General features: G+C 62.7%; 15 protein-coding genes and 2 pseudogenes. 11 read left to right on the top strand and 6 right to left on the bottom strand.

What is annotated here, in order from left to right; genetic code table 11:
* Positions 1-450 precede the first annotated feature (450 nt).
* From AC0L2K_RS25470 to AC0L2K_RS25445, 6 genes and pseudogenes are all read left to right on the top strand, one after another.
* On the top strand, positions 451-1,509 hold the full coding sequence (locus tag AC0L2K_RS25470; protein WP_473532611.1) for an alpha/beta fold hydrolase: 1,059 nt from the start codon (positions 451-453) through the stop codon (positions 1,507-1,509).
* Between the two features lie 156 nt (positions 1,510-1,665).
* A pseudogene (locus tag AC0L2K_RS25465) lies at positions 1,666-2,719 on the top strand (class I SAM-dependent methyltransferase).
* Between the two features lie 83 nt (positions 2,720-2,802).
* Positions 2,803-4,668, top strand: a complete 1,866-nt coding sequence (locus tag AC0L2K_RS25460) for an adenylate/guanylate cyclase domain-containing protein (RefSeq protein ID WP_023799842.1) — start codon at positions 2,803-2,805, stop codon at positions 4,666-4,668.
* 119 nt (positions 4,669-4,787) lie between these two features.
* Positions 4,788-6,116 carry a gluzincin family metallopeptidase gene (locus AC0L2K_RS25455; protein ID WP_128176255.1) on the top strand — a complete coding sequence of 443 codons (1,329 nt, stop codon included), beginning with the start codon at positions 4,788-4,790 and terminating at the stop codon, positions 6,114-6,116.
* A gap of 22 nt (positions 6,117-6,138) precedes the next feature.
* Positions 6,139-6,774, top strand: a complete 636-nt coding sequence (locus AC0L2K_RS25450; RefSeq protein WP_473532606.1) for a hypothetical protein — start codon at positions 6,139-6,141, stop codon at positions 6,772-6,774.
* A gap of 40 nt (positions 6,775-6,814) precedes the next feature.
* The gene (locus AC0L2K_RS25445) at positions 6,815-7,030 is read left to right on the top strand and encodes a hypothetical protein (protein WP_473532605.1); all 216 of its coding nucleotides are present in this window, start codon (positions 6,815-6,817) and stop codon (positions 7,028-7,030) included.
* A gap of 216 nt (positions 7,031-7,246) precedes the next feature.
* Here the strand turns inward: AC0L2K_RS25445 and AC0L2K_RS25440 are convergent, their stop codons facing one another.
* The gene (locus tag AC0L2K_RS25440) at positions 7,247-8,227 is read right to left on the bottom strand and encodes a quinone oxidoreductase family protein (protein ID WP_128176251.1); all 981 of its coding nucleotides are present in this window, start codon (positions 8,225-8,227) and stop codon (positions 7,247-7,249) included.
* Positions 8,228-8,330: 103 nt separating this feature from the next.
* On the opposite strand from AC0L2K_RS25440, the pseudogene AC0L2K_RS25435 reads away from it, so the two are divergent.
* Positions 8,331-8,761: pseudogene (locus AC0L2K_RS25435) on the top strand (winged helix-turn-helix transcriptional regulator).
* 97 nt (positions 8,762-8,858) lie between these two features.
* Here the strand turns inward: AC0L2K_RS25435 and AC0L2K_RS25430 are convergent.
* Complete coding sequence (locus AC0L2K_RS25430; protein WP_473532604.1) at positions 8,859-9,464, bottom strand: NADPH-dependent FMN reductase; 606 nt, start codon at positions 9,462-9,464, stop codon at positions 8,859-8,861.
* Positions 9,465-9,556: 92 nt separating this feature from the next.
* Here AC0L2K_RS25430 and AC0L2K_RS25425 point away from each other — a divergent pair, with 92 nt between their 5' ends.
* A complete protein-coding gene (locus AC0L2K_RS25425) occupies positions 9,557-9,925 on the top strand; it encodes a winged helix-turn-helix transcriptional regulator (protein ID WP_031255233.1) in 369 nt (122 codons plus the stop codon).
* 79 nt (positions 9,926-10,004) lie between these two features.
* On the opposite strand, the gene AC0L2K_RS25420 is transcribed toward AC0L2K_RS25425, so the two are convergent.
* Complete coding sequence (locus AC0L2K_RS25420; protein ID WP_023799849.1) at positions 10,005-10,400, bottom strand: acyl-CoA thioesterase; 396 nt, start codon at positions 10,398-10,400, stop codon at positions 10,005-10,007.
* An 845-nt stretch (positions 10,401-11,245) separates the two neighbouring features.
* On the opposite strand from AC0L2K_RS25420, the gene AC0L2K_RS25415 reads away from it, so the two are divergent.
* Complete coding sequence (locus tag AC0L2K_RS25415; protein ID WP_128247289.1) at positions 11,246-12,862, top strand: GMC family oxidoreductase; 1,617 nt, start codon at positions 11,246-11,248, stop codon at positions 12,860-12,862.
* Entirely contained in the window at positions 12,859-14,070 is a 1,212-nt protein-coding gene (locus tag AC0L2K_RS25410) for a mandelate racemase/muconate lactonizing enzyme family protein (RefSeq protein WP_473532603.1), read from the top strand. Before AC0L2K_RS25415 ends, AC0L2K_RS25410 begins: the two co-directional genes overlap by 4 nt.
* A 153-nt stretch (positions 14,071-14,223) precedes the next feature.
* Here the strand turns inward: AC0L2K_RS25410 and AC0L2K_RS25405 are convergent, their stop codons facing one another.
* The 3 genes from AC0L2K_RS25405 to AC0L2K_RS25395 all read right to left on the bottom strand — a co-directional run bounded on the left by AC0L2K_RS25405 (position 14,224) and on the right by AC0L2K_RS25395 (position 18,189).
* Positions 14,224-15,162 (bottom strand): diacylglycerol/lipid kinase family protein, encoded by a 939-nt coding sequence (locus AC0L2K_RS25405; protein WP_128247231.1) that lies wholly within the window; start codon positions 15,160-15,162, stop codon positions 14,224-14,226.
* 725 nt (positions 15,163-15,887) lie between these two features.
* Positions 15,888-16,847 (bottom strand): DUF3137 domain-containing protein, encoded by a 960-nt coding sequence (locus tag AC0L2K_RS25400; RefSeq protein WP_128176355.1) that lies wholly within the window; start codon positions 16,845-16,847, stop codon positions 15,888-15,890.
* 310 nt (positions 16,848-17,157) lie between these two features.
* Positions 17,158-18,189 (bottom strand): CapA family protein, encoded by a 1,032-nt coding sequence (locus tag AC0L2K_RS25395; protein WP_473532602.1) that lies wholly within the window; start codon positions 18,187-18,189, stop codon positions 17,158-17,160.
* Positions 18,190-18,343: 154 nt separating this feature from the next.
* Here AC0L2K_RS25395 and AC0L2K_RS25390 point away from each other — a divergent pair, with 154 nt between their 5' ends.
* Positions 18,344-19,597 carry a hypothetical protein gene (locus tag AC0L2K_RS25390; protein WP_473532601.1) on the top strand — a complete coding sequence of 418 codons (1,254 nt, stop codon included), beginning with the start codon at positions 18,344-18,346 and terminating at the stop codon, positions 19,595-19,597.
* The last annotated feature ends 76 nt before the right edge of the window (positions 19,598-19,673 follow it).

The raw sequence follows: 19,673 nt of genomic DNA, 5'->3' as shown, positions 1-19,673 counted from the left end.
CAACCTGTTCCGCCTCAATCAGAATATCTTGCCGTTCGCGGCCACGCCGGAGTGATCTGGGCACCGCATAGGCCGGCTCGGCCTGCCGAGCACCGGCTGCGCGCTACAGCTGACCCTAAACGGCTTAAGCCGGACCGTCGCAATCTTGCGGCCATCAAGTGGAAGCGTACGAGCGGCGCTGCAAGCGCAAACCATTCTGCATCGGAGTGTCTTGCGAAGACTCCCAGCGCGACAGTACCAGCAAGGTGCTACGGTGGGCGGTCCACATGGCGCAAGGGGTGCCTGCGCCGCTGCAGTAGCCACGTCCGCTTTTGGCGAATGGGCTGGACGACAGAAATGACTGCCATGCGGCGCAAAGCGGACGCGTTCCACGATTGGCCGGTGCGCAGTCAATCGACGCCACCAGACTCCGGCCTGTCGCGTGACCTTGCGTCGCGCTATCATGGCGCCGTGAAGCTTAGTCAAAGCATACGGTTCTGTACCTCTGCAGACGGCACCCGCATCGCTACGGCGTCCTGCGGCGAGGGGCCGGTTATCCAGCGGGCAGCGCATTGGCTAAGCCATGTCGACTATGATCTTGAAAGTCCAGTGTGGCGGCCGTGGCTCAGCGAACTGTCAGCGCGCAATTGTTTCGTGCGCTACGATCCGCGCGGTTGTGGGCTGTCGGAGCGGCACGTCGCAGACCTGTCCGTCGACGCGTGGCACGCGGACCTGGAGGCCGTGGCCGCATCAATCAAGGAGCCGCGCTTTGTCCTGCTCGGCCTGTCGCAAGGCGGTGCGCTGGCCATTGCCTACGCCGTGAAGCATCCCGAGCGCGTCTCGCATCTGGTGCTCATGAACGCGTACGGTCTGGGCGCGCGGGCTCGCGCCCAAACCGACACCGATCGTCTGGAGGCCGAGACCCTGGTCAATTTCATCCGCATCGGCTGGGGGCGTGACAACCCTGCGTTCTGCCAGTTCTTCACGAACCTCTTCATTCCGGACGGGAAGCCGGAGCAGCACCGCTGGTGGGGTGATCTGGAGCGGGAGACGGCGACAGCCGAGGTCGCCGCGCAACTGCTATGGCAGATGCAGGGGATCGACGTGATGGACCTTGCCGCCGCGCTGCGCGTCCCAACCCTGATAGCACACAGCCGTGGCGATATGCGTGTTCCATTCGGCGAAGGCTGCAGGCTGGCGGCCACGATTCCTGGCGCCCGCTTCGTTCCGCTGGAAAGCAAGAACCACGTGCTCTTGCCGGACGAACCTGCCTGGCCTGTCTTCTACTCTGAACTCGGCAGGTTCCTCGGGCAGGATCGGGCCGCGCAACCTGGCGCCGTCCGCGATGCCGGCCTGACGCCCGCCGAAACTGTGATTCTGAACCTCGTCGCGGAGGGGCTGGACAACCGTTCAATCGCCGAGCGGCTCGGCAAGAGCACAAAGACGGTCCGCAACCAGTTGTCGGTGATCTTCAGCAAGCTGGGCGTGCGCAGCCGCTCACAGGCGATCGTCAAGTCGCTGTCCCGCTAGATCGTCTCACATGTGCCCGGTGCGGGACAGATGTCCCTCGACGAATGCCGGATTTCGGCGGCCGTGAGGGACAGTTGCCTCATGCCAGCAGGCAAACTTGGCCGCATCCTCGAACTGACCAGCGCGGGATGCTGCTGGAGGCGAGGAGAAATCGAAATGACACAGATTGACGAAACGAAGCTGAATGAACTGGTCGGGCGCGTGCTTGGAGACCTCGGCGGCGCTGTGAGCGTGCCGCTGGTGCGGATCGGCGATTCCCTTGGGCTGTACGAAACCTTGAAGCGGATCGGGCCCGCTACGGCCGAAGAACTCGCCGCTGCGGCAGATTGCTTCCCCCGCTATGTCAGCGAATGGCTCGCTGCGCAGGCGGCCTCCGGCTACGTCCAGCACGAGCGCGGAAGTTTCTGGCTGACAGCTGAGCAGGCGTTCGTGTTCGCGGAACCGGATAGTCCTGTCAACATGATCGGCGCTTTCGACACCGCCGCCGCGATGGTCGAGAACCAGCCGAAGGTGCAGGCGGCATTCAAGACTGGCAGGCAGGGGTGTCGCCTGGGGCGACCACGCCGGCTGCATGTTCTGTGCCGTAGCGCGGCTGTTCCGACCGGGCTATGTGAATGCGCTGGTGCAGGAGTGGATCCCGGCCCTCGATGGCGTTGCCGACAAGCTGAAGGTCGGAGCTGATGTAGCCGATGTGGGATGCGGGCACGGTCTGTCGACCATCCTGATGGCGCAGGCGTTTCCCAGGTCTCGTTTCACCGGATACGACTTCCACTCCGCCTCGATTGGCGCCGCGACCGCGCACGCAAAGGCACATGCTGTAACGAATGTGAGCTTTGAGGTCGGCCGGGCGCAGGACTTCGCCGGCCGCGACTTCGACCTGATCACATGCTTCGACTGCCTGCACGACATGGGCGATCCGAAGACCGCCGCTGTGCACATCCGCAAAGCGCTTAACAAGGGAGGCACGTGGATGGTGGTCGAACCGATGGCCGGCGATACGCTGGAGGACAATATCAACCCGATCGGCAGGATGTACTATTCCGCCTCCACGATGATCTGTGTGCCAACCTCGCTGGCGCAGGAGGCTGGGCTCGCGCTTGGCGCCCAGGCCGGCGAGAAACGATTGACCGAAGTCATCCGCTCCGGCGGCTTCACCAAGGTCCGCAGGGCCGCGCAGACGCCGCTCAACATGGTTCTCGAAGCGACCTGAACGCATAGCGAAGCGACGAACACCGAAAAACCTTCACCGGTATGCCGTTAAATCGTGTAGTATGTACGTTTTCCGGAGACGGCATGTCCGAGGAGCGGGTTGAGCGCCGTCTGGCGGCGATCCTGGCTGCCGACGTGGTAGGCTACAGTCGCCTGATGGAAGCAAATGAAGAGCGAACGCTCGGCGCGCTTCGCCAGCATCGCCGCGAGTTCTTCGATCCCACTGTAGCCAAGCATGGCGGGCGCATCTTCAAGGTGATGGGCGACGGCTTACTTGTCGAGTTCGGCAGCGTTCTCAATGCAGCCCGTTGTGCCGTAGAAATCCAGCGCGGGATGGTAGAGCGCAACGCCGGGATCCCGGAAGGCCGCCATTTCAAGTTTCGGATGGGGATCAATCTCGGCGATCTTATCGTCGACGGCGACGATTTTTACGGCGACGGCGTGAACATGGCAGTCCGGTTGCAAGGTCTCGCCGTACCCGGCGGCATTGCCTGTTCGGAGGCGGTGCGCCACGAGGTCGGCAACAAACTCGACCTGGACTTCGCCGATCAGGGTGCCAGGACGGTGAAGAACATGTCCCATCCGGTGCATTTCTATTTCGCCAATTGGGGGAATGTCGCCTCGCGCAGCGAAATGCGGACCGGCGAGATTGGGACGCGCCCCGACAAGCCTTCGGTGGCCGTCCTGCCCTTCGCCAATATGAGCAACGATCCCGACCAGGAGTTCTTCAGCGACGGCATCACCGAGGACATCATCACGGACCTGTCCAACGTTTCTGGCCTCTTCGTGCTCAGCCGCAACACCGTCTTTGCCTGCAAGCGCCGCGCCCTGAACCTGGAACACATCGCCAGTGAACTCGGTGTCGCCTATGTGGTCGAGGGAAGCGTCCGCAAAGCCGGGAACCGCGTCAGGATCAATGCCGAACTGACCGAAGGGGCGAGCGACGGCCACATCTGGGCTGCCCGCTACGACCGCGACCTCACCGATATCTTCGCCGTGCAGGACGAGATCGCCAAGGCAGTCGTCGAGCAGCTCAAGGTCAAACTCCTTCCCGAGGAGAAGAAGGCGATCGAGCAAGCGCCGACCGAAAATGTCGAAGCCTATACGCATTATCTGAGAGGCCGCGAGTATTACCACATCGCGTCGAAGGCAAACCACCTGATGGCCAGGCAAAGTTTCGCCAGGGCTATCGAACTCGACCCGAGCTATGCTCGAGCCTATGCCGGCATCGCGGTCTGCAACACACGGCTCCGCTCGCAATTTGGCTTCGACATTCAGGTCGAGGATATTCTGGCAACCACAGCAAAGGCGTTGGCTATCGACCCCAATCTGTCAGAAGCGTATGCGGCCATGGGGCACGCCCTTTCGGGCGCTGGTCGCCGCGCCGAGGCGGTTGCCGCCTTCGAGCGGGCTTTGGCCATCGATCCTAACTGCCATGAGGCCAATCGGTACTATGCCGAGTTCTGCGTGACCCGGGGTCAGTTCGAACTGGCAGCGACGTATTTCCTGAGGGCAATGGAGATCAAGCCGACGGACTATGGTGCGCCGGTTATGCTCGTGAACGTCTTCCGCTCGCTCGGGCAGAACGATCAAGCCGAAAACTATGCGCGGATCGCGATAGAGAAGGCCGAGGAGGAGCTAAGGCACCACCCGGAGAATGCCAATGTCGGATGCCTTGGCGCGATCATGCTCGCCTTCCTCGGTGAGCACGATCGAGCATTGGCATGGCTCGAGCGCTCCCTTGCGACCGAAACCGGCGACATAAACATCCAGTACAATGCCGCCTGCACCTATGCGCTGCTGGGCGAGAGCGACCGGTCGATCGACCTGCTGGAGGCCTGGTTGCCTCAGGTCGGCACGGAAATGAAGCTGTGGTTCAAGAACGACTCCGATTTCGAGCCCATTCGCGGCCACCCGCGCTATCCCAGGCTGATAGAACTCACGGAATAGGGCGGGGCCGGGGCGCGTTCGCAGACCCGACAGACAAAAGGCTTGCGTTGCTTACGAAGTTCTCGCCAAGCAACGAATCTTAATTTATGCTAAGCTAATATAGGTCGTGGGGGAATGGGATGGCGACCCGGTTCAGGCTCTTTGTCCAGCCTCCGTTCGAGGACGCTCGAGCGTGCCCTGAAATCGTCACGGTTTCATCGCCTCTAGGAAGCGTCGGTGTCGGCCCGTCGGACGATCGAATGTATGTCGTGGAGCCGGTCGGCAAGACCAGGCCCTATGGCGTGAACCGCGCGCCCTTGGGAACGCCGTTCATCTATCTGCCGCCCTGGACAGGAAATATCCTCGCGCCGGCAGTGCCCGACGAGCGCGGCAATTTCGATCACTACCAGCCATCGATGCCCGGCTTCGAGGCCGCGCATCTCTTCGGCTCCGTGCGGTTCACGCTCGATGTGTGGGAACGCTATCTCGGCCAGTCGGTTGCATGGCATTTCCGCGATCACCATGAGCGTCTGGAAATCTCGATTCTGCCGACGTGGAACAATGCGCAGTTCGGCTACGGCTATCTCGAAGTGGGCAGCCAGTTCGAGACGGACGGAAGTATTCTCCCTTTCAGCCTCGACTTCGACATCATCGCTCACGAGGTCGGCCACGCTATAGCCTTCGCCGTGCTGGGCGTGCCGGGCCTGGGCAAAGAGTTCCCCGAATATGTCGGCTTCCAGGAAGCCTTCTCCGACTGCGTGTCGCTGATCGCCGCCATGCATTTCCCGTCGGTGATCAACAATGTGCTGGACGAGACGCGCGGCAACCTCTATCTCGCCAACCGTCTCGCGCGCTTTTCGGAATTTTCGCCGCATAGTCAGATAAGGTTGGCGAACAACCAACGGACGATGGCCGAATTCGTTCACGGTTGGAAGAACGAGCATGACCTGTCGGAGCCGCTCACCGGCGCGATATTCGACATCCTGGTCGATATCTTTCACGAGAGCCTGGTGGCACGAGGCCTGATCTCGCCCGAGGTCGAGAATCTCGCCGATGTCGCCGAAGCCGATCCGGTGGCCCGGGCGCCGCTGCAGGACGCCTTCGACCGCGCTTTCGCCCGCCGGACTGACGGCTTCCGCGAGGCGCTGCTCGATGCGCGCGACGTCGTCGGGATGCATCTGGCCGAAACCCTATGGGCTCTGGGGCCCGATTTTCTGGACTATGGAGATGTCGCGACGGCGATGCTCGCCGTCGACGAGGTCGAGACGGGGGGTGAGTTCGCAAGGCTCATCGATCGCAATTTCAGGCGTCGGGGCATCGGCGAGCTGCACGCTGGCAGGCGGATCAACAATAGGCCGCGCCGCGGCCATTCCCATTCGGCGCGCACCTTGCTGCCGAGAGATATATCTAATTTTCCGAAGATGAGTTATCGAGAAAGAGTTCTGTTAGCGAGGTCGATGTCTAGTTAGATAATAATGAGTGGAGAGGAAGATGTCAGATAATGAAACACTACTTGGCGTATCGTCTGTATATCTGTTTGGTCGGCTGCTTGAAGACGTGACTTTGAAAGGAGGCGACATATACGGTAACTTGCCACGACCAGGAAACAACAATTTTCTGCGACGCCAGCTCGAACATGTTGCTGGTCCCGCTGAGAAGGAACACCCTGACGCGTGTTTGGCACGGATTTTTTCTTTTTCCTTTGAAGGAGCATTTTATGAACTGGCTCCGCCAGCGATTTTTCTCGTCCATGGGGCTGGCCTCGACCCCGACGACCCTCCCCCGACCGATGCCGACAACGAAGTTGCGTACAAAAGACTGTCCCGAGTTCCCGGCTCCAGTGCGCGAACGGGTCTCGGCTTTCAGATTGGGGCTTTCTCCAAGGACATGAAAGTATGGATTTACGACAAGAGTGACCATTCGCTCAGGTTGGACGCAGAGACGGGGTCACTCGAGCAAATCCTGTTATCTGGAGAGGCCCATGGCGGAGGCATGGGCAGGTCGGGCGGCGGCATGGGTAGATCGGGCGGCGTCATGGGCAGATCCGGTGGCAGCATGGGTAGATCGGGCGGCGTGATGGCAAGATCAAGCGGATGGACGCCACGAAAAGCAGGCGATCTAGATTGATCTCGTCGAACATGAGGCAGGAACAAGGGAGGAACTTCATATGGCTGTAGATATACTTTATCTGGAAGTAAGCCATGTTAAAATCGTCAAGGGGGGGGGCATTGGATACTTTGACATTGTTGGCGATGAGCTTCTGACGGCCAACTTGAAATTCTACGCCTCATTCGATCGGGCTGGCGCGCAACCGGACGATCAAATTGAAGTCCATGTCGATGATTCGAAGACAGGAAAAAACAAGACTGCCGATGATTGCTGAGGCAACTGAAAACGCGGACAACGATGCGAATAAGGTACGCTGGGTTGTGATCAAATTGAATGGCAATATAGAGGACGCCGCACAAGGTTTAATAGTCATTTAGAGGGGCCCTCACCGCCTGCAATACGGCCCGCCAGAAGTCGGCTCCTGGCGCTGTTCCCACCATTTGAGCACACGCATTGCACGGAGCCTGTGCGCAGTAATCGACCACACCACTCAAGGTATCAGCACGACCTTGCCGGTCGAGCGGCGCTCCTCCAGCGAGCGGTGCGCGCCGTTGGCCTGGTCGAGCGGATAGCGGCCGCCTTGCGTCACGGCAAGCTGGCCGCCGGCGGCCAGTTGGAAAAGCTCCGACAGGCTGGCCCTGAGGCCGTCGGCGGAGAGCAGCGGAAGCAGGGCAAAACCTCGCAGGGACTGGTTCCGGGTGATCATCGCTTCCAGTTCCGCAGCGCCGACCGTGTATCTGCCCAGCGCCGCAAAAACCAGCTCTCCGCCAGGCGCGAGCGCTTGCAGCGATGCCGCCGTCATCTTGCCGCCGACAATGTCGTAGACGACATCGACGCCGGCGCCGCCAGCCGCCTCCCGCACTCGCGCGGGCCAATCCGCCGCGCTGTAATCGACCGCGGCATCGGCGCCAAGCGACAGGGCAAGATCGAGCTTGGCCCTGCTGCCGGCGACCGCGATCACGGCGCTGGCGCCCTGGCGTTTGGCGAGCTGGACCAGCAACGAGCCGACACCGCCCGCGGCTGCAGTGACCAGCACCGACTTGCCGGCTGGCGGGCTTTGCCGCAGCAGATGAAAAGCCGTCAGTCCCTGCACCATCAAAGCCGTCGCGTCTTCGAATGAGAGCGCATCGGGCAAAGGCACGGCCAGCGATGCGTCGATCGTCACATAGTCGGCATAGCCGCCAAAGGGGTGCGTTGAAGCGAACAGCGGCGCCGCGACGCGTGTCCCTGCCAGCGAGGTGTCAGCGCCTTGACCAAGCGCCTCCACTGTGCCGGCAGTTTCGACGCCGAGAACCATCGGCAATTGCGGCGTCACCGCGTAGCGATCCCCGCGCATCAGCACTTCGAAGAAATTCACGCCGGCCGCATGAACGCGGATCAGCACCTCGCCTGTTTGCGGCTCTGGCTTCGGCATCTCGACGACGTCCAGGACGTCGGGACCGCCGAAACGGTTCAGTTGAATGGCTCTCATGGCATGCATCCATCGCTATGGCATCGGCTGCTGTTTGCCACTATCTGCCTGATCGCGACTACACACTCATTTGTCCCCTGCTGACCAGGAGGTGACCATGGCGATGCCGACCAAAACGGGGCCGACCAAAAGGGGGCCGACCAAGAAGCTGCCAACCAAAAGACTGCCGCTGCTGCCGGCGGAACGCGCGCTGAAAGTGATCTCGGGCCGATGGAAGGTTGTCATTCTCTACCATCTCTTCGACGGCCCCGGCGGCTGTCGGTGCTGAAGACGCTGGTGCCTGATATCACCCAGAAAGTGCTGATCCAGCAGCTTCGCGAAATGGAGGAACACGGCCTTGTCAGACGCGAGATCTTTGCCGAGATTCCCTCACGCGTCGAATATTCGGCGACGCGCCTCGGCCTCAGCCTCGAGCCTATCCTTCTAGCGCTCTGTGAGTGGGGCCAGCACCATGCGGATGAGCTGAACGAGATGGACCGCCTCGCCGACTGTATCATCAGGCCTCGGCAGGCGCGGCAGCCAGCCATCGCCTGAATACCAGCCACCGCCTGAATCAAAAGGGGCGACGCAAGCGCCGCCCCCGGAATCCTTCTAGGCATGAATCCTTGGGAGGATTGTCCTGGTCTGCGGTTCAGGCCGCCTTGACTTCCTCGGCCACCGCGTCGGCCTGGCGCGCCGCCTTCAGCACTTTGGCCCACCATGCAACGTCGTTGACCAGCGCGGTCGCCGCCTGGTTCAGGTGCTCGAGCTCCTCGAGCTTCTTTTCACCTTGCCGGACGGCAAGGAAATCGCCCCAGGCGATATGGACTGCCGACTTGACCGGCGCCATCTGCAGCTCGACCGCATGCAGCCTCAGCTGCTCGACGGCACGCGCGCCGCCAACGCTGCCATAGCCGACGAAGCCGGCCGGCTTCTTGTTCCATTCATTGGCGGCGTAGTCGACCGCGTTCTTCAGCACGGCGGTCGGGCCATGGTTGTATTCGGCGGCGGTGAAGATGAAGCCATCGAACTCGGCGACCTTCTTCTGCCAGCGCTTGGCCACTTCATTCTGCGACGGCGCCCAGGCGGACGAAGCGACCTCGTCGAAGAACGGCAGCGGGAAGTCGCGCAGGTCGACCACTTCCACGTCGATGTCGGCATGCGACTTGGCGATCTTGGCGATCCACTGGGTCGGAACGTCGGCGAAGCGTGCGGCGCGGGTCGAACCGACGACAATGGCGATTTTGGGTTTGGACATAGAGGGGCTCTCCTTCAGGCGAATTTCTGGTATCGTTTAGATACCTGAGCTATATGAGTGACTGTGCCGACGAGGCGCAAGGAGGCACTTTTTTGATACCAAGGCACCCGCACCGCACCGAGGACTGCCGCGCCATCTCGGAAATCCTGCAGCGCGTCGGCGACAAATGGACCGTGCTCGTCGTCGGCAAGCTCGGTGACGGGCCGCTGCGCTTCAACGAATTGCGCAGCGCCGTCGGAGGCATTTCGCAAAAAATGCTAACCACCACGTTGCGCGGGCTGGAGCGCGACGGCTTCGTCACCCGGACCGTGTTTCCGACCATTCCGCCACGCGTCGACTATGAGCTGACCGACCTTGGCTACGAGCTGCTTGTGCCGGTCGGCGCGCTCGGCGAATGGGCGCGCAAGAACACCGAGCGGGTCAAGGCCGCTCGCGCGAGGTTCGATGGGCTTCATGCCTGAAACTCTTGCGCTGCAAAAGGGTTTGCAGCAGCGAGCCGCTTGTCTCGCCGTCCCTTCTCCCCTTGTGGGAGAAGGGAAGTCAGCTTTCCGCCGGAACGGCCTTCGGCTTTCCTTCGCCGTCCAGCGCCACCATGACGAAGTCGGCGTGGGTGACCTTCTCCATCAGGTCGGAGAGGTAGCGCTGCGCCCATGCCTCGACCTTGAGCGTCATCGAGGTGCGGCCGACGCGCTCGACATGCGTATAGATGCACAGCGTGTCGCCGATCTTCATCGCCTTGGCGAACGACATTTCCTTCACCGCTGCCGTCACCACGCGGCCCTTGGCGCGCTCGGCGGCGCGGATGCCGCAGGCCAGGTCCATTTGCGCCATCACCCAGCCGCCAAAAATGTCGCCCGCCGCATTGGCGTCCGAAGGCATGGCCAAGGTCCTGAGCGTCAGATCGCCAATCGGCCGCCCGTTCGCGTAATGCACCATGCGCCAAATCCCCTCGATATCGATCTTCTCCCGTATCGGGATGGCACCGATGCGTCAACGCGCTGCCAGGTGCTAGACTGCGCACAGCGAGTTGAGAAAGGCAGCTGACATGAAACTTACCTCTCGCCCTCTGACATCAGATCTATGGCCCGCGCTCGAGGAGCTGTTCGGTGAGAGCGCCGTCTGCAGTCGCTGTTGGTGTATGTACGGGCGGATCGGCAGTTCTTATCGAAAGCGACCAGGCGAGGAAAACAAGGCTGCGTTCCGACAAGCCGTCGAGCATGGTCCGCCTCCAGGCGTACTCGCTTTCGACGGCGCTACTGCTGTCGGCTGGTGTCAGGTGACGCCCAGAGATGCCGTGCCCTGGCTCGATCGGCTGTGGCAGCTCAAGCGAGTGGATGATGCGCCGGTCTGGTCCTTGTCCTGCCTCTACGTGCGAAAAAAATACCGCCTGCAAGGCATCACGTCTCACCCTGATCGCAACGGCGCTGCAAGCTGCAAGGCGCGCAAACGCCCCTGCACTCGAGGCCTATCCTTTTGATGCCGACGTATCGCCGAGCGCTTCCGGGAACGGATACGCCTCCACCTTCGCTCGCGCCGGGTTCAGGGTCGTCGCTCGCAGGGTGCCGGCCCGCCCGATCATGCGTTATGATTTCCAGCAAAATGCTGATGATGGCGTGTAATGCTGGACCGCTTGGCCACGCGGCAAAGGCCGCTTCGGGCAGGACACCAAATTCAAACGAAGTGCCGGTCGCTTTTTTCACAGGCGATGCCGGAAGCTCCGGTGATCGCGGCGGCTTTCGGCGTCTAGGTTGAGCGAGAATTCGGAGCCGGCCGCAGCCATCATGCAGACCTATGATTTCATCATCGTTGGCTCCGGCTCGGCCGGCTCGGTCGTGGCCGAAAGACTGTCGGCTTCCGGCCGCTTCTCGGTTCTGGTGCTCGAGGCCGGCGGCAGCGACCGGCGTTTCTACGTGCAGATGCCGCTCGGCTACGGCAAGACCTTCTTCGATCCGGCGGTCAACTGGAACTACAAGACCGAGCCGGACCCCGGCCTCGCCGGCAATGTTGACCATTGGCCGCGCGGCAGGCTGCTCGGCGGCTCGAGCTCGATCAACGCCATGGTCTGGATCCGCGGCGCGCGCGAGGATTTCGACGCTTGGGCAGCGGCCGGCAATCCCGGCTGGGCCTTCGACGATCTGCTGCCCGTCTTCAAGGCGCTGGAGGACAATCAGGCCGGCGCCGATCAATGGCGCGGCGTTGGCGGTCCGCTGCATATCACCGACTGCTCGACCGCAGTCCATCCGCTGACCAAGCGCTATCTGGCGGCCGCCAATCAGGCCGGCCTGCCGTTCAATCCGGATTTCAACGGCGCCTCCCAGGAGGGCGCCGGCATCTATCAGATCACCACCAAGAACGGCCGCCGCATGTCGGCCGCCCGCGCCTTCCTGCGCCCGGCGATGAAGCGCAAAAACCTCCGCGTCGAGATCAATGCGCTGGCGACCAGGATCCTGTTCGAGGGCAAGCGCGCCGTTGGCATCGAGTATCTCCAAAATGGTGAGACGAAAACCGCCCGCGCCGGCCGCGAGGTCATCCTGTCGGGCGGCTCGATCAATTCGCCGCAGTTGCTGCAGCTTTCCGGGATCGGTCCCTCGGCGATCCTTGGCGCGCTCGGCATTGCCGTCGTCCACGCCAACGAGAATGTCGGCGCGAACCTGCAGGACCATGTCGGCATCAACTACACTTTCAAGGGCAGGCTGCCGACGCTCAACCAGATCCTGCGCCCGTGGTGGGGCAAGCTCATGGTCGGCATGCAATACATGCTGATGCGCTCCGGCCCGCTGTCGCTGTCGATGAACAATGCCGGCGGCTTCTTCCGCACCGATCCGGCGACGGCACGGCCCAACATGCAGCTCTATTTCCAGGCATTCTCGACCGTCATTCCGAAGAGCGGCGAGCGCCCGATCCTGACGCCCGATCCGTGGCCGGGCTTTTCCATCGGCCTGTCCAACTGCCGGCCATCGAGCCGTGGCGAGATCATGATCCGCTCCGCCAATCCGCGCGACTATCCGAAGATCGTCGCCAATGCCTTTTCGACCGAGGCTGATGTCGCCGAGATGCTGGCGGCGGTGAAGTTCATCCGGAAGATCGCCGCCATGCCGGCAATGGCCGAGATCATCGAGGAAGAGGTGTTGCCGGGCCCGTCAATCACCTCCGACGCGGATATCATCCAGGATTTCAGAAAGCGCTCGGGCACTGTCTACCACCCGGTCTCGACCTGCCGCATGGGGCCGGACGCCACCGCCGCTGTCGTCGACCCGCGCCTGCGGGTTCACGGCCTCGCCGGCTTGCGGGTTATCGACGCCTCGATCTTTCCCGATAACATCACCGGCAACACCAACGCCGCCGCGATCATGACCGGATGGAAGGGCGCCGAACTGGTTCTGGAGGATCAAAAATGAAAATCACCGACGTCAAAACCTGGGTTGTCGGCAATCCGCCGCCCGGCATCGGCGGCAAGTATTTCATCTTCGTCAAGCTCACCACCGACGGCGGCGTCGTCGGCTATGGCGAGGCCTACAACGCCACCTTCTCGGCCCATGTCACCGCAAGAATGATCGAGGACATGGCCGAGCGCTATCTGATCGGCCGCGATCCGCACGACATCGAGAACTTCTTCCACCGCGCCTATTCGTCCGGCTTCACCCAGCGCCCGGACGTGTCCGGCATGGGCTGTTTTTCGGCGCTCGAAATCGCCTGCTGGGACATCATCGGCAAGGAGGCCGGCAAGCCGGTCTACAAGCTGCTCGGCGGCCAGGTTAACGAAACGCTGCGTTCCTATACCTACCTCTATCCGCACAGCGGCAGCGTCCATTCGGAAGATGCCCGCGGCAACAACGTCTACAACGACCCCGACCTGGCGGCCGAATGCGCGCTCGAATATGTCGAGCAGGGTTTTAATGCCGTCAAGCTCGATCCGGCCGGACCCTACACCGCCTTTGACGGTCACCAGCCGCGTCTCGTCGACATCGATCTCTCCGCCCGCATGGTCAAGGCGATCCGCGAGGCGGTCGGCACAAGGGCCGACATCCTGTTCGGCACGCATGGCCAGTTCACCGCATCGGGCGCGCTGCGCATGGCCCGCGCCATCGAACCTTACGATCCGCTGTGGTTCGAGGAACCGGTGCCGCCCGACATGCCCGAAGTGATGGCGCAGGTGGCGCGCGGCACGTCGATCCCGATCGCCACCGGCGAACGGCTGACAACGAAATTCGAGTTTGCCCGTGTCATCGAGAACCGCGCCGCGACCATTCTGCAGCCCGACCTTGGCCGCTCCGGCGGCATTCTCGAAACCAAGAAGATCGCCGCCATGGCCGAGGCCTATCACATCCAGATCGCCCCGCACTGCTATTGCGGGCCGATCGTCGGCGCGGCCAACATCCAGCTTGCCGTGACCTTGCCCAATTTCCTCATCCTGGAATCGCTGAAGCAGTGGGACGGTTTTCACGAAAAACTGCTGAAGAAGAAGATCGAGTGGCAGGACGGCAACGTCGTTCCGTCGAACGAGCCGGGCCTTGGCGTCGAGCTCGACGAAGCCGTCTGCGAAGCGCATCCCTGGACCGGCACGGACCTGCATCTGCAGATGATGCAGACGCCGTTGAGGCCGTGAGCGCGCGCAAGAGTCACGCGTTCATCGGCCAGCGGGGTCCCAGGCCAAGCTCCGATCTCAGCCGTCATGTAATTGTCAAGCGATTCCAGCATGTTGTCCTGGTCTCCTAAATCACGATTGAAGCGACCGGAACCAAGGTCTCAACAGCTTGATTCAATACCTCAGCGTCAGCGCGCCGGGCAGGATCTCGAAGGTCGCCGGTATGCGCCCCGGCGACTCGCCGTCTATGTCGACCAGCGCGCCGTTCTTTTTCACATCGCCGAGCGGTTCGACAACGACTTTCCTGCCGCGCAAAATGGTGATTGCCGGGTGGTTGCGATGCCGGCCGCCATAGAGCAGACGGATATCCCAGATCAGCTTCAGCTTGCCAGCCGCGCGCAGGATGACGATGTCGAACTGGCCGTCGTCCAGTTCGGCATCCGGCGCGATCATCATGCCGGCGCCGAAGAACTTTCCGTTGGCCACCGCCACCAGCGCGACGCGCGCCTCGACCGGGACGCCGTCGTCGACGGTGATCACGACGTCCTGGAACCGGTAGCGCATGAATTCCCACACGGTGCGCCAGTAGAACAGCGCCTTGGCCGACACATTGCCCTTGCGCTTGTCGGCGTTGACCGCGCGGTCGGTGGCGCCCGACAGGCCGAGGCTGGCGATGTTGATGAAATGGCGACTGGCCAGAGCGCCATGGTCGTCGACATAGGAGATGCGGCCGGCATCGACCCTGCGGGCCTTGGCCTCGGCGATGCGCTTCAGCGTCAGGTCGACCTGGTCCGAAAGACCGAGCCCGCGGGCGAAATCGATGCCGGCGCCGCAAGGCAGCAGGCCGAGCTCGGCCGTCCGGCCGCTTTCCGCAAACGCCTGCAGCAGCCCGTCGGCGACTTCGCTGGCGGTGCCGTCGCCGCCCGCCGCGATCACCAGGTCGAAGCCGCTGGCGGCAAGGACCAGCGCCAGCCGTTCGGCGTCGCCGGTCGCCTGCGTCTCGCGCAGCTCGAAATCGCCGAAATGTTTCCTGAGCGAAGCGCTGACCTCGGGCCAATGCCGCTTGAGCCAGCCGCCGCCGGCAATCGGATTGAGAACCACCCCGACCTTCAAGAATGCCTCCCCATAGGATAGCAACGACACTGCTGTCCTAAAATCCTTCGCCGGCATTGAAGCCCGCGCCGCAGTGTGGGGCAAGAGCCGAATGTTCGATCTGCTGCTCGCCGCAGATCAGGGCCGTGTCCCCGCCTCCTGCATCTCGGCAAAATAAACGCGCCGATGCAGGCGCTGATCCCCGATAATCCCGCTATCCACAGGCTCGCAGCCGTTTCGCCAAACGCTTATCTCCCGTACATTAAACCCATCTCAGGCGGCTACCGATTGCCAAGTCGAAAGGCGAAGCGAGACGGCAGATTTCCTGAGGCCCGTACGGCCCGAATGAAGGCAGGCTTGCCTGTTTTGAGGACCGAGACCTACGGGGCCGCGGAAAGCGTGCGAACGCCTACGGCGGACCGATGCTGCCATGAAGGACGGCAAAGACCTTCGATGGCGCGCTGGACGAAGCTTGCAAGGGTGGAGACTGGCGAGGTCCCGAACGGACGCCGCCCTCGGGCGGTGGCTGGCTGGACCGTCAACATCAAGGCCGGCATGGCGCGACGTCTTTACGGAAGTTGCTGCCGCGACCGTGTCCTGATCTGACAGGGAGGCGCTGGGAGAAATCCCGGCGCCGACTGTTTTTTGGGCTGCTCTCGCGATTTGACTGCCTGTCTCACGCGGTTCGACCGGAGCGAAGCTTCCTGGTGTTGATTCAGAAGCTGGCAGCAGACCTCAAGTTCGGGCTAACCCGCCGCCGCGTCCGTTGCGCCGATCTTGCGCACCAGCGCCGCCGTCGCCAGCATCGCCCCAATGTCGGCAATGATAGGCGCGACGTGCTTGGCGTAGTCGAGCGGCACCGAGATATCAGGCAGCTCGAAAAAATTCCTCGTCTGCGGCAGGAGTAAAAAGCCGTCGCTGCCATTGAGCGCGACCCGCGCCGGATCATCAGGCCATGTCTCCTTGAGCCATGTCAGTGCCTGCGCCAGCCGGCCGCTCACCAGCGGCTGCGCCGCTTCGACATTGTCGGTGCGGAAGTCGTAGGCAGCATCGAGCTCGGGCACCCCGCATGACAATTCCTGCATCTTGCTGGCGAACATGCCGCGGAAGAACCCGACGGCCAACCCAGTCCGGCGCGCCGCCACCAATATGCCGGGGAACGGCACGATGGTCTCGAAGGCAACGACGATCCCCTTGAATGCTATCGTGCCGCCCGTGCCTTGCCGGAGATCGGCTTCGTAAAGCACGAACGGAAATCCCTCGTAGCGGCCGGATACGATGTCGTCGAAGCGCTTGGTGTTGAACGTGCCGATCGTCTCGCGCGGTAGCCGGTCGAACGAATTCGGCGTCACCTCATGCTCGTAGCGCATGTCCCTGATGAAGCCGAAGATGATCGGCAGCAGTGTCTTGCGGTGCTGCAACCTGCTCGCCGGCTTGATCGCCTGGAAATAGAGCAGGATCGCCGCCACCAGCCCGACGACATAGAGCAACACATGCGGCGTCGAGAGCCATTGCTCGTAGGGATCGGCGATCCTGTTGAAAAGCCAGGCGACAAGCGCCACGAACACCAGCACCAGTCCGATGAACAGCGGCACCCGCCAGCGGACTTGCCGGTAGGCCGAAGCCCTTTCGGCCTCGTAGGCCGCCAGATTGCTCTTGATGCCGGCGATGTCAGCTTCATCAGGCATGAAATCCGCTGCTTCCATCGCCATCCACGCCTCCTAACAAACTCATGATAGCCGATTTTATCGACATCTCGACTACAGCACTGAGAGGCAGCGCTTCTCAAGCAGATGTTTGCGCTGTCCCTCATCCGCCTGCCGGCACCTTCTCCCCGTGAACGGGAGAAGCCCGCTGTCGCTGCGCTGGCGCTCGTTCGGCGAGGCGGTGATTCGCGAAGTCCTCAAATGACGGCGCCTTTCTCCCCGTTTACGGGGAGAAATGTCCGGCAGGACAATGAGGGGCAGCGCCATACTTGTGCGATAAGCAACGTGCGACTAGCCGTCACTTACGGCGCTACGGAAAAATCGCAGTCAACCGGCCTTCGACTTTGCTGCGCATTCGGTCCTCCAGCGCCTCAACCGGAAGCAGCCGCTCATGGTCGCCGGCGCGCAGCCGCATGAACGGATGCAGCCGGTAGGCGGCAATGGCGCCACGCTTGCCGGCGTCGGCGCTGATATCGACGGTCAGGATGCTACCAATGCGGCCGGGCCATGGCTGCCGCGCAAAGGCGGTGCCGAGGAAATCGCCGAGGCCATAGGCGACGAGCGCCTTGCCGATCCGCTCCACCGGCTGCACGACATGGGCATGATGGCCAGCGATCAGCCCGACGCCCTGCGCGGCCAAACGCCGGGCCAGCACGCGCGTTTCAGCCTGCGGAAAATGCCGGAACTCCCAATCCCAATGTGGCACGGCGCAGGTAAGGTCGACGGCGTCGCGGCGCGGCCATCGTGCCGGCTCGCCTTGCATCGACACTCGGCCGGCGAACGCCGCCGCGCCGGCGTTGCGCCACAGCGTGAAGGCGGCGAAGCCTATTGTCAGCGGCCCGACTGCGACGCGTTCGACCGGACCGGCGGCCGCGGTACCGATGCTGCGGATGCCAAGCCGTTCCAGCGCTGCCACGGTCTCGTCAAAACCCTCGACGCCTTGGTCGAGCGCATGGTTGTTGGCGAGCGACAACACCAGCCTATCGCGCGAGATGCCCACGGCGGCCAGCGCCTCGGCAAGAAACCGCTCGGTCATGGCATGACGGGTGCCAAGCTTCGTGCCCATCGCCGCGCTCGGTCGCTCCACCATCGGGCTTTCGCAATTGCCGATCACCAGATCGGCGGAGGCGAGCAGCGTGGCGATCGCCGGGTCGCATTGCGGCGCGCTTCGATTGGCCACCGCCGAGATATCGCCGACAAAGGCGAGCCGCACCGTCCGCGCCGGTGGCGGCTCGATCATGATTCCTGCCGCCGGCGCAAAGCCTTGGTGATCGCCGCTGAGCGAAGGCTTCAAGAAGCGTGGCAGCCAGGACAATTTGTAGGAAAGCGGATAATTCGACACGCGCAGCCTGCACCGGGATGAATGGCCACGGTAGACGATGCGCCCGATATAGCGAAGCGCCTCCGTTCGCAATCGTGCGGCCAGAAGCCCGCAGTAGGCGCAACACACAAGATACGTATATTGTTGCCGCCGAACGGCATACCGGAGGACCAAGATGACGCGATTTTCGAGCCTGCTGGCATCCGCCCTTCTTCTGCTGCTGCCGGTTGCTTCCACCGGTGCCGCGGCCCCCGAACCGGCCGCCCTGTTCGAGGCAAAAACCGTAGCCGACCGCGACAGCACGCTTGCTGCGCTGGAAGCCGCTGCGCCCACTGATCCTGCGTCGGCCTACGCCACCGGCGCCGGCCAGTTCTTCACCGCGCTGGAGATCCTGGCCGGCGGCCTGCACCGCCACGGTTTCGAAAGCCCGCAATCGTTCATGCTGCCGCTGATGCGGCTGCCGGTGCCGGACAATCGCAATCCCGCGCCACTGACCTACGACGGCTTCCGCGCCATCCTTGTCGCCTTCCGCGATCGGCTGGAAAAGTCCGCAGCCACGCTTGGATCCGTGCCTGCCGATGCCGACATCGGCATCGAGGTCGACCTCACCCGTCTCGGCATCGACCTCAACGAGGACGGCCAGATCGCGCCGGACGAAAGTGCCGCCGCGATCATGGCGTCCCTGTCACGCGGCGGCGGTGCGCCAGACCCGGCCGCACCCGCCCTCACCTTCCGCTTCGACCGCGCCGATGGCTACTGGCTGCAGGGCTATGCCGAATTCCTGATGGCGCAGGCGGATTTCTGGCTGGCGCATGACTTCAGCAACGCCTTCGACGGCTCGTTCCACTTGCTGTTTCCGCGCGCAAAACTGCCGCTGCAGGACACGCTCGTGCCGCCGGACGGCGGCATGAGCGGCGGCATGTTGTCGGCCGAGTGGCGCATCGCCGACTTCATCTCGCTGGTTCATCTGGTCAATTGGCCGGTGGTCGAGCCGGAGCGCCGCCACGCGGCGCGCCGCCATCTCATGGAAATGATCCGGCTGTCCCGCGAAGACTGGAAGGCGATCCGCGCCGAGACCGACAACGACCGTGAATGGCTGCCCGGCCCGCAACAGAAAGGCGCCAGCCCGCTCACCGGCCTGGAGGTCGGCGAGGAGCAGGTCCAGGCCTGGCACGCCGCGCTTGATATGGCCGAGGACCTGCTCGAAGGCCGCACCTTGCTGCCGCATTTCCGCTTCGCCGACAAAGGCATCAACATGAAGCGCTTCTTCGACGAGCCAAAGCCCTTCGATCTGGTGCTGTCGATCACCGGCCCGGCCATCGCGCCCTATCTCGACAGCGGAAAGATTCTCACCAGCGAAGAGTTCGACCAGATCCGGCGCCAGTTCGGCGGCGTCGGGTTTTTGACCTTTGCGCTGTGGTTCAACTGAGGGCGCGTTCGACATCGCTCCTGACACCCTTGTGTCAGCAGCCTGGTTTCCTCTCGCGCCCCTGGCCACTCCGCTC

This window comes from Mesorhizobium sp. WSM4817 (assembly GCF_055811135.1).
This window is presented reverse-complemented; position numbering and strand designations above follow the sequence as displayed.